Source organism: Clostridium sp., assembly GCF_036642255.1.
GTDB lineage: Bacteria > Bacillota > Clostridia > Clostridiales > Clostridiaceae > Clostridium_J.
Genome location: NZ_JAVWDJ010000069.1, coordinates 1 through 11,631, shown reverse-complemented (window position 1 = coordinate 11,631; position 11,631 = coordinate 1). Strand labels below are relative to the sequence as shown.

Annotated in this window: 9 protein-coding genes and 1 tRNA gene; 4 read left to right on the top strand and 6 right to left on the bottom strand. The window is 30.2% G+C overall.

Features of this window, described 5'->3' with window-relative positions:
- Positions 1–2: 2 nt before the first annotated feature.
- Positions 3–79: transfer RNA gene (locus RR409_RS19665), tRNA-Arg, on the bottom strand.
- A 453-nt stretch (positions 80–532) separates the two neighbouring features.
- Here RR409_RS19665 and RR409_RS19660 point away from each other — a divergent pair.
- Together RR409_RS19660 and RR409_RS19655 are read left to right on the top strand one after the other, a co-directional pair.
- Positions 533–1,921, top strand: coding sequence for a pyruvate carboxylase subunit B (locus RR409_RS19660; protein WP_332559482.1), 1,389 nt, complete (start codon positions 533–535; stop codon positions 1,919–1,921).
- 178 nt (positions 1,922–2,099) lie between these two features.
- Positions 2,100–2,987, top strand: a complete 888-nt coding sequence (locus tag RR409_RS19655) for a phosphatidylserine decarboxylase (RefSeq protein ID WP_332559481.1) — start codon at positions 2,100–2,102, stop codon at positions 2,985–2,987.
- 28 nt (positions 2,988–3,015) lie between these two features.
- Here the strand turns inward: RR409_RS19655 and RR409_RS19650 are convergent, their stop codons facing one another.
- Together RR409_RS19650 and RR409_RS19645 are read right to left on the bottom strand one after the other, a co-directional pair.
- On the bottom strand, positions 3,016–5,232 hold the full coding sequence (locus RR409_RS19650) for a methyl-accepting chemotaxis protein (protein ID WP_332559480.1): 2,217 nt from the start codon (positions 5,230–5,232) through the stop codon (positions 3,016–3,018).
- Positions 5,233–5,400: 168 nt separating this feature from the next.
- A complete protein-coding gene (locus RR409_RS19645) occupies positions 5,401–6,279 on the bottom strand; it encodes a LysR family transcriptional regulator (RefSeq protein WP_332559479.1) in 879 nt (292 codons plus the stop codon).
- 244 nt (positions 6,280–6,523) lie between these two features.
- On the opposite strand from RR409_RS19645, the gene RR409_RS19640 reads away from it, so the two are divergent.
- Positions 6,524–7,543, top strand: a complete 1,020-nt coding sequence (locus tag RR409_RS19640) for a putative sulfate exporter family transporter (RefSeq protein ID WP_332559478.1) — start codon at positions 6,524–6,526, stop codon at positions 7,541–7,543.
- 142 nt (positions 7,544–7,685) lie between these two features.
- A complete protein-coding gene (locus tag RR409_RS19635) occupies positions 7,686–9,086 on the top strand; it encodes a sodium:solute symporter family protein (RefSeq protein ID WP_332559477.1) in 1,401 nt (466 codons plus the stop codon).
- Between the two features lie 201 nt (positions 9,087–9,287).
- On the opposite strand, the gene RR409_RS19630 is transcribed toward RR409_RS19635, so the two are convergent.
- The 3 genes from RR409_RS19630 to RR409_RS19620 are packed head-to-tail and all read right to left on the bottom strand — an operon-like array spanning position 9,288 to position 11,173.
- Positions 9,288–10,088, bottom strand: coding sequence for a hypothetical protein (locus RR409_RS19630; RefSeq protein ID WP_332559476.1), 801 nt, complete (start codon positions 10,086–10,088; stop codon positions 9,288–9,290).
- Positions 10,089–10,100: 12 nt separating this feature from the next.
- Positions 10,101–10,799: an ABC transporter ATP-binding protein gene (locus RR409_RS19625; RefSeq protein ID WP_332559475.1), complete on the bottom strand. Its 699-nt coding sequence runs from the start codon at positions 10,797–10,799 to the stop codon at positions 10,101–10,103.
- 2 nt (positions 10,800–10,801) lie between these two features.
- A complete protein-coding gene (locus RR409_RS19620) occupies positions 10,802–11,173 on the bottom strand; it encodes a GntR family transcriptional regulator (RefSeq protein WP_332559474.1) in 372 nt (123 codons plus the stop codon).
- Between the last annotated feature and the right edge of the window lie 458 nt (positions 11,174–11,631).

Below are 11,631 nucleotides of genomic sequence, written 5' to 3'. Positions count from 1 at the left end.
TTTGGTGCGCACGAGAGGAGTCGAACCTCCGGCCTTCCCCTTAGGAGGGGGATGCTCTATCCTACTGAGCTACGGGCGCAAATTCCATAATTATATTATAATAATAATTAACTTAAACTGTCAACATATCTATTTGCAAAAGTTTCCCAGTATATGTCTAATAAATTTTATCATCTTTCATATAAAATATATTATTTATACATTCCATGATATTAATTCACTTGTTTTGATAATCTTCCATAGTATTTTCTGAAGTGGCTGTTTTAATAGTAACTTTCTCTATAAAATCTTTTATCTATATTACTTTTAAAATTAAATAAACTAATTAACAATCTGCAAAATAGCAATAACTTTCTTCTTTATTAGAGTAGTAAATGAATTATAAGTTACTTTTAGGATAAGCTAATATATGAATAAACGATTTTTCAGAAAAATAAATGATTTATTGCAGATTTTAGAAAAAATATGTGATAAAATATCTATATGTTACTAGGAAATACCATCTTATATATTTTATTTAGAGGTGATTTTAATGAAAAAAATACATATAACTGAGACTGTTCTAAGAGATGCTAATCAATCTCTTATTGCTACTAGACTCCCTTATGAAGAATTTGCTCCAATACTTAAGGAGTTAGATAATGCAGGATATTATTCATTAGAGTGTTGGGGTGGAGCAACATTTGACTCTTGTTTAAGATATTTAAATGAAGACCCTTGGGATAGATTAAAAAATATTAAAAGTATAGTTAAGAAAACTCCACTTCAAATGTTACTTAGAGGACAAAATATACTTGGCTATAAACATTATCCCGATGATGTAGTAAGAGAATTTATAAAAATGACTGTATACTATGGAATGGATATAATAAGAATATTCGATGCTTTAAATGACTTTTCAAATATTGAAGTTGCTATGGATGAGACCATAAAGCAAGGAGCTCATGCTCAAGGTACCATAGTTTATACAGTAAGTCCTATCCATGATGTAAATAATTATGCTAAACTAGCTAAGCAACTTGAAAATATGGGTGCTAATTCTATATGTATAAAAGATATGGCTGGACTTATTATGCCAAACATTGCATACGATTTAGTTAAGAGCATAAAGGAAACTGTAAAATTACCTGTGTTTTTACATTCTCATAGTACTAATGGACTTGCAGAAATGGCTTATTTCAAGGCAGCTGAAGCTGGTGTAGATGGAATAGACTGTGCTATCTCTTCATTTTCTAGTGGTACATCTCAGCCACCAACAGAAACCCTGCATCAATCATTAACTTCTGCTGGATATGATACAAACTTAAATATTAATAAATTAACATACATTAATAACTACTTTAAACCAATAAGAAATGATGTTTTAGAATCTGGCCTTCTAGACCCTAAGGTACTAACACCTCAACCAGAAGGATTAACTAATCAAATCCCTGGAGGGATGTTATCTAACATGATTTCTCAACTTAAAGCTCAAAATTCCATTGATAAACTTGATGCAGTACTTGAGGAAGTTCCAAAGGTAAGAGAAGATTTAGGCTTCCCACCTCTTGTAACTCCAATGAGTCAAATGGTTGGAACTCAAGCTACAGTTAATATACTAACTGGTGAAAGATATAAAATGGTTCTTAAAGAAGTTAAGGCATACTGTAGAGGTGAATATGGCAAAGCTCCTGGAAAGATTAATGAAGAAGTTCTAAAAAAAGCTCTTGGTAATGAAGCTCCAATTACAGGCAGATTTGCTGATACCTTAGAGCCAGCCTTCCAAAAGACAAAGGAAATGCTAAAAGATATAACTACAAGAGATGAAGATGTGCTTTCATATCTAGCTTTCCCTCAAATTGCTGAAGATTTCTTTAAGAAAAGAAGCGAAAAGCCTTCTAATGAAGATATGAGAAAAATGACAAACAGTGAAGTTATATAATTAATTCAAGCAAAAGCTAGTAAGGTGATTCTTGCTAGCTTTTGTTATGCTAGGATATAAGAATTCTTTTTTATTAAACAGTTTAATCATAAGATAAACCTTTATAGCTACACCCCATTGCTATTATGTTTTTAAAGAAGTAAAATAAGAATACTATTTTATTGTTGGAGTTGATAAAATGATAAAGTTCTATAATAGAAGAGAACAATGCTATGAAGTAGAAAATGTAGCAGCAGGAAAATTTATTGATTATATATATACAACTACTTTAGGAAGAAATCTTTTAGAGATTTTATTTAAAAAGAAAGTATTAACTTCCCTTTATGGTAAGTACTGCGATCTATCAATAAGCAAAAGAGGAATACAAAAATTTGTTGAAGATTTTGATATGGATATGAGTGAATATGAAAAAAATATTAAAGATTACAATAGCTTTAATGACTTTTTTTATAGAAAGCTAAAATCTAATTCTAGGCAAATATCCTTAGATAAAAATATATTGATTTCTCCTTGTGATAGCAAACTACTCGTAATAGATTCCATAGATGAAAATACTTCGTTTAAAGTAAAAGGATTTACCTATAATGTAAAAGATCTTTTAAAAAATGAAAGCCTTGCTAGTAAATATAAAAGTGGTTCCTGTTTAATATTTAGATTATGTCCTACAGATTATCATAGATTCCACTTTATAGATAATGGATTATGTTCTCCAAGCAAATATATTCCAGGTCACTACTATTCAGTTAACCCTATAGCACTTGAAAATGTAAGTAAAGTATTTTGTGAAAACAAAAGAGAATATAGCACATTCCACAGTGAAAATTTCAATGATATTGTATATATAGAAGTAGGTGCAACCTTTGTAGGTTCCATCATTCAAACATATGATGAAAGTAAACCCATATATAAAGGTGAAGAAAAAGGATACTTTAAATTTGGGGGCTCTACAGTAATATTATTATTTGAAAAAGATACAGTAAAGTTAGATGATGATTTAATTTCAAATAGTAATAATGGTATAGAAACTCTAGTAAAATTTGGCGATAAAATAGGAGTGAGGTTTTAACCTCACTCCTATTAATTTTCTTAGATCTTTAAAGCTTAAACTTAGCTGTGATTTTATTGATTTTATCAGCGCTAATTTTATTTTCAACTGCAGTATTTTTAATTTCATCAATCTTTTTAACTATTTCAGTGGTTTTAGCTGAAATAGATGATACTCCCATAGCTCCTTCATTTACAGTTATTGAAACCTCATCTAAAGCTCTTACAATATCCCCAATGCTGGAATCTAAAATCTTAGCCTCTTCATTAAAATCAACCATAAATTTATTAAACTCATCTGCATCTTCTGTGTATTGATCGCCAACTTTAATAGTTTTTTCATAATCACTATCTACTGTGCTTTCCATAAAACTCATCATCTTTTCAGCGCTATATGCTAAGTTTTCTACAGAGGTTTGAACAACTTTCACTACTTGCTGAATATCTGCTACTGTCTTACCTGATTGTTCTGCAAGCTTTCTCACTTCATCAGCAACTACTGCAAAGCCTCTTCCTGCGTCTCCTGCCCTTGCTGCCTCTATTGCTGCATTTAGCGCCAGAAGATTTGTCTGCTCTGTAATTTGAAGTATAGAATTAGCAAGTCTATGAATTTGATTAACTTCTTTTGATCCACCAATTGCAACTTGTAATTCCTTCTTAACTTCACTATATACTTGTTCTGTTCTTTGCCTAGATTCTAAAGAATCCACCTTTATACCTTGAGCTCTATTTAAAATGTCTTCTGCTATTTTATATCCAGAAGATGCCTCTTCAGAGATTTTATTAACTCTACTTAACATACCATCAGAAGTTGCCACAATTTCTTCCGACGTAGCAGCCGTTTGTTGTATCCCTGATGACACATTCTCAGTTTCTAAAAGGGTTTCATCTGCTTGTAATTTTAAATTTTCAGCAGAGTTTTCCACTAAATTTGCATTTTGTGTTAGTTTTTCACTAGCATCTATTAATTCCTTTACTACATCTCTTAACACTTCTCTCATATTTACGATAGACTTAGCTATTAATCCTATTTCATCTTTTGATGAAACAACGCTTTTAGCTTCATCATTTCCCAAATCTAATTCTGAAGTCTTATTTACAAGATGCGTTACTGCGATAATTGGATTCACAATTATATTTGCTATTACTAGTGTAATTATCATTGCTCCTAATACCACTAAAAATCCAATGATAAGGATCTTATTAGCCATAGCTTCTACTGGTTTTCTTATCTCATTTCTATCAGCATTAATTACAAGTAACCAATTTGTCTTAGGAGTTACACCATAAGCTGATATGATTGCTTCATTTTCATAATTGTACTCTGTGGTGGAAGTATCTACTTTACTTCCCTTCATTACTCTTGATACTATTTCCTCTATTTCCTTAGAATCTATCTTTGTACCAATTTTTTCTGAAGTTGGATGATAGATAACCTTTCCTGATTCATCAACTAAGTAAGCGTAACTAGATTCCGTATTACCTACCTTTATTTTGCTTAAGTATTTTGAAAAGCTTTCAGAGTATACATGTAAAGCTATATAGCCAACAGATTTTCCGTGAGCATCTTTATCTAAAACAGGATAGGTGAATACTACTACACTCTTTTTACCATCCAAAGAAACTAATGTATCACTTATACTATTTCCTCCACTTGAGCTTGTACCATGATATTGTGCCTCACTGCCATTACTTCCAACTAAAGATTCTTCACTGTCAGAAATAATATTTCCACTTATATCAATTAAGGAAACTCTGTCCACATGAGAATTACTAGACACAAACTCATTAAAAAACTTATTGTTTTTATTTATAAGTTCTTTATTCGCATTTATTAACTCATTATTCTTGCTTTCATTATTCTTTAATATCTCGATAGATTCCTTTGTATTTGCAAGTGCATAAGCTTCACTCGTTTCCTTCTCTATCATAACTGAAATAGTCTCTATAGATCTTGTGACAACAGATTTCATCTCTTCCTTACTTTGATTAAATATTATAACTGAGGAATATACGTACATAGCTATGCCCGTAGTTAGCATTGAGACTATAAGTAAAGTTAATATATTAAAAAGTAGCTTGTACTTAATTGACATACCTTCAACTTTTATTTTAACTTTTATCTTATTACTTTCAATTTTATTTCCTATTATTTTATTTCCTATTATTTTATTCTTTATCCACAGATATCCCCTTGCAATTTTTGAAAAAACATTTTTTACTTTTGAAACTTTTACTTTAGTTTTCTTTTTTAATTTCATCCCCATAACAATTCCCCCTTAGAATAAAAAGCAAAAATCTTCCTTATTTTCAATAGTTAATCTTATAATATCATATATCGTGTAAATTTATATCAAATTAACACAAATATGTGAATAAATTAAATATTATTTATATTTTTGCAATATTATTAAATATTATGAGAATAACATAATTTACCCAATATTTTTAATCTTATCTGTAAAAATCCTAATTGCTTTTGAAGGAGTGCTTTCCATTGGCAAGATATATGAAAAGTACCTTATATATTTTTCGCCCAAAGGAATAGTTGAAATTTCACCATTTTTTACATCTTTATTAGTTACATGGGAAGAAATGATTGTTATGCCTAGCTCATTTATTACCGCTTCTTTTACTGCATAGTTACTTCCAAACACTACAATATTTTTAGGAACAATATTATTAGCTGCTAAAAACATCATTAAGTATTCTTGTGTTCCCGAGCCATCCTCCCTACTGATCCATGTTTGATTTTGAAGTTTTTCTATGGATAATGGTTTTCCAACTAAAGGATGATTATTGTAAAGAGCGATCACCATTTCATCCCTTAGAAAATACTCATATTTAAAATGTGATGAGGGTACTACTCCTTCAATTAATCCAATATCTAGCTCCTTGTTTTTAATCATGTCACATACTGAAGCTGTGTTTCCAATCTTAACCTCTAGATTTAAATCTGGAAACTCCTTAGAGAATCTACCTAAAAAAGATGGAAGTATATATTCTCCTATGGTAAAGCTTGCACCTATACGGAGATTACCACTAAGAGTTTCTTCATAATTTGTTAGTTCATTTTTGGTTTGTTCTAAAATATTAATTATTTCCCCTGCTCTTTTATATAATAAGTATCCTGCATTAGTTATTGAAATCTTTTTTTGCTTAATAGATCTTTCTACTAATGTAACTCCAAAATAACTTTCTAATTGCTTAATATGTAAGCTTACACTAGGTTGAGATAAATTGATAGCTACCGCTGCCTTTGTGAAATTCTTATATTCCACCACTGCCATAAAAGTTTTAAGTTCCTCAATCATGTATCAGTCACTTCCTTTCTTTCAAAATACAAGTTCAAAGCATAATCTTCATTCTAAAAACCATTATATATTAAACTTTTAATTAAGAAATCTATAACCATTAATTATTCTAATCATAACAATTAAAATAATGTATTTTTAATATATTATTTTAATTGTTATAATTCTATTAGACAAAATTATTGAAAAATTTAGTAGCGATGCTGCATATTATTATGCTTTAAATTATAGGAGGAATCATTATATGTCTTTATTAAAACTCAAAAATGACCTTAATGAAATTTTACCTGGTCTAATTATGTGTATTATAATTGCCTATATAAGCAAACTCATAGGAAGTTATGTGCCTATGATAGGAGGGGCAACCTTATCTATACTCTTTGGTATATTTACTGGTAATACCCTTGGAAAAAATAAAGTATATGGAAAAGGTACGAAGTTTTGTGAGAGTAATTTACTATCTTATTCTATTGTACTTCTCGGAGGTACTTTGAGCATAGGAACAATTTTAAAATTAGGCCTCTCTGGACTAGGTTATATTGTTATTCAAATGATTATAACAATTGCTGTATCAATATATCTTGGCAAAAAATTTGGTTTCTCAGAGAACTTTAGTCTTTTAATGGCTAGTGGAAATGCAGTATGTGGTTCTTCTGCAATTGCTGCTACAGCTCCAGCAATTGGCGCTGATGATAAGGATAAAGGGATAGCTATTACTATAGTAAATTTAGTTGGCACCATTTTAATGCTACTTTTACCTCTTATTAGTTACTTATTATTCTCCTTTGAAACTCTAAAAACCTCAGCTTTAATTGGAGGAGTGTTGCAATCTGTTGGACAAGTAGTTGCTAGTGGAGCTCTTGTTAATGAAGAAATTAAGGACCTAGCTACCATTTTCAAAATTGTTAGAGTTATATTTTTAGTTTTTGTAGTGTTAAGCTTTTCAGCTATGAAAAATCATTCTAATAAAAAAATAAGTGAAAATACCATTGAACATAAAAAGGCGAAAATAACTGTACCTTGGTATGTTATAGGTTTTTTTATAACCTGTGCATTATTTAGTTTGAATATTATCCCTGCATCTATATCAAAAATTTTTAAGTTAATTAGTAGCAACTTTGAAATTATAGCACTAGCAGGTATAGGCATGAGAGTTAACTTTTCAGCACTCTTAAAGCAAGGCGTGAAAACTTCATTATATGGATTATCTATTTCTGCCCTTCAGATCATTTCAGCTTTAATATTAATTACAATACTAATTTAATTATATTTACAATATCAACTCCTCATCTACCATAGATGAGGGGTTTTTTACAACCAATTTTTAATAATTTGTGAACTTATTTAGTTATACTAACGCCTTTTTTGAATATACTTTACTATACTAATTCAAAGGGGGAAAGTAAATGAATATAGTTCCTTTAATTATTGTAATTGTTTATTTGGCTCTTATGCTATTTATTGGATTCTACACAAACAAATTTTTAATCAAAGATAGTACTGACTATATGTTAGCTGGTAGGGCACTACCTGCTATAATGGTAGCTTGTAGTTTAGCTGCAAATAACATTGGTGGTGGTAGTACTGTTGGACTTGCAAGTAAAGCTTATGGAACCTGGGGTATGTCTGCGGTTTGGTATGTCCTAGCAGCAGCAATTGGTATTATTCCAATGGCTTTCTTTGCACCTAAACTTAGAAAGATAATGGCTTACACTATTCCAGAAGTAGTTGGAAAACGTTTTGGTACATCAAGTCATATAATTACAGCTGTATTAAATATTATTTCCCTTTTCTGTCTAACAGCATCTCAAGTTCTTGCTTCAGGAATTATTATATCCGCACTTGTTGGAATTAATCTTAAAGCTGCTATTATAATAGGTGGACTATTCACCCTAGTGTATACTGTTATGGGAGGACTTTGGGCAGATGCCTTTACAGATTTGTTTCAATGGGCAATAATCTTCTTTGGTCTTTTGATTGCTCTTCCTTTTATAATAAATGGTGCAGGTGGATGGTCTACAATTGTTGATAAGGTGCCACCAGCGAAGATGTCACTAACTGGTATGGGGATTGTTACAATAGTCAGTTTAATAGGCCAATACTTCATAACCTTTATGTCCGGACCTGAAATGGTTTCTAGAGTTTTTGCAGCTAAAGATGAGAAGGCTGGACAGAAAGCTACTTTAATGTCTGCTCTTTTCATGGGATTATTTGCATTTATTCCTGCAATAATAGGTATCGTTGCATTTGCTGCTTTTCCTTCAATAGAACCAAGTAAGGCACTTTCAACAGCTGTATTTGGATTAGCTCCTCAATGGATTTCAGGATTAGTTTGTGCAGCTATAATTGCCTCTACGATGTCTAGTGCTGACTCTAATATGTTATGTGCTTCTACGATAATCACAAAAGACTTATATCAAAAATATATAAATCCCCAAGTCAGTGATAAATCTATGATGAGAATAACTAGAGTAAGTAATGTTGTAATTGGTGTACTTGCAATGGGTATAGCTCTATTACAAATCAATATTATAACATTAAATATATTCTCCTTTATGTTAAGAGCTGCTGGACCTTTCGGTGCATTTATATTAGCAATCTCCTTAAAGAAATGCTCAAAACATGCAGGTATTGTATCAATATTAGTTGGTAGTAGTGTAGGAATATACTGGCAAATAATGAAGGAGCCTTATGGAATACTAGCAATAATAGCAGGGTCTGCAGCTTCTCTTGTAGCCTTTATGATTACAACCTTTATTGAAACAAGACTTACAAATAAAATGGCACCACCACTTGAAAATAACTAGTATAATAAATATTAATTTATAAAATTACATTTTAATTTATTAACTTATCTGTAAGTAATTAAACTCTTATATCAGCTTCATAAGGGTTTATAATAAAAATGAGTACTATGGAATTTCCATAGTACTCATTTTTATTATTGAGTTTAATATAATTTTGAAAAACATACTTCTTCATTACTTAACTGAGTTACTGCTATTTTCCTATAAATCTACTTTATTATCTATCAAATAGGCCATTCCAAAGAAATATACTACAGAAATTAATGCTAGCATTATTATTGCAGTAAGATTAATACCAACTGTTGCACTTTCCTGCATCATATAAAAATTCATTTCTATAGCTTCTCTTCTTATTGCAAAGTCACCTGTAACAAAATTATAGTAAAGTGGTAATTTATCAGCAAAGAATTCAGCTATGTCGGAACAAATTTTTAGTTGTATTACCCATAATATAATTGTAATAAGTTTTGGGATAAATCCACCTTTACCTCTATACACAAGTTTTGTTAAAGTTTCAGTAAAATATCCACTAAGCATTATATAAATATATACTATGAGAGCTATTAAAATAAATATAATAGAAGCTACTATAATTTTATTAAGATCCATGTTAAGAAACTCAAAATCAAAATCACCAAAAGTTAAGTTTCCTGACCTAACCCCTACTACAAGAGCATCTACAATAAACACTACCCACAAGATACCTAACCATAAGCTTGTATTTATAAGTTTTGATAAAATTAACCTCTTTCCATCTATAGGCAAGGTAAAGGTAAGAAATCTTCTATCATCATTAAATTCCTTACTGAAAGAACTTCCAAGATGAACAAAAACTGTAATTAGTATAGCTACATTTACAATACCATATATAGCTGGAATCCATCCGTTATTTACTTCACCAACAAGGATATCAGGAAACATATTTAAAACAAATAATGTTATTAAAAGTGGCCCTAATAGTCTAAAACTTTCCTTAAAATTATACTTTAATAATTTAATCATTTATTATCCCTCCTATACCCCAAAAATTTCTCTATATAAATCATCAATAGTTTTTCCATGAGATGCTCTTAATTCTTCTGCATTTCCCTTTAAGAACACATCTCCCTCTCTAAGATATATTACTTCATCAAATAATCTTTCCATATCACGTACTAGATGAGTAGTTATTATCATAGAACTATCTCCATCTAAATTGTCTAATATCATATCTAAAATTTGCTCTCTAGCTACAGGATCTACCCCACCTAGAGGTTCATCTAAAATAAACAACTTAGCTTTTCGTGAAAGCACAAGCGCAATATTTAATTTTTCATGCATCCCCTTTGAAAGAGCTGTAATCTTTTCTTCCATAGGTATACTCATTTTATTTAATAGTGCTAAACATTTACTTTCATCAAAATCAAAATAAAAGTCCTTAAACAATTCTATTGCATCTTTAACCCTCATCCATTTATAAAAATAGTTTCTATCAGGCATGTAGGATACAACACTCTTAGATTGAATTCCTAGATCTTTACTATCTATCTTCACGTTACCACTAGTTGCCTTAGTTAATCCTGCGAGAATCTTAAGAAGTGTAGTCTTACCGCTACCATTAGGTCCTAGTACACCTAAAACCTTTCCTTTTTCTAGAGTTAAGCTTACTCCATTTAAAGCTCTTTTAGTAATAAATTTCTTTGATACATTTTCTATTTGAACTATGTTATCCATTCTTACTCTTCCCCCTCCTTCATTTCATCTTCTAATAAAATCAAAATTTCTTCCTTACTAAAATGAAGTTCTCTAATTTGATAAATGAATTTACTAACTATATCTTTTGCCATGGTTTTCTTTAAGTTAAATAAAATATCTTTATCCTCTGTAATAAAGGTTCCCATACCTCTTTGTGTATACGTAAACCCTTCTCTTTCTAATTCTTGATAAGCTCTTGAAATTGTATTTGGATTCACTTTTAATTCACTTGATAACTCTCTCACTGAAGGCAATTTATCTCCCTCCTTAATTTCTCCTATAATAACCTTTTTCTTTATATAATCCATTATCTGAATATAAATAGGAAGGTTTTCATCAAATTTAAAAGTCATATCACACCTCCTAAAGTATTAGTGTACTATATACATAGTACACTAAGTTTCTATGATAGTCAATATATTATTTCTGTAATTAGTAAATTAACTTTATTTAGGCAATTTCAGTTCAATTCCTCTCAAAGCATTCTTTATTATTAAATTTAACTTTACTTCTCAAAGGCCAGAAGTAACCTATCTATTTTAAACCCTTATTAAGATTGTTTAATCATTCTTAAAGTTAAATATTTTAGAGTTAGCCTTTCATAGTGTAAGATAAAATATGCTAATTTAATTTTATTTATAGCATATATAAAAACAATTATTAAAAATATCTAAAATGAAGTTTTCTAAAAAAGAGCATAAGAAAAACCCTAGAAGCATTACAACTTCTAGGGTTTTTATGGTGCGACGGAGAAGATTCGAACTCCCGACCAACTGGTTCGTAGCCAGCTACTCTATCCAACTGAGCTACC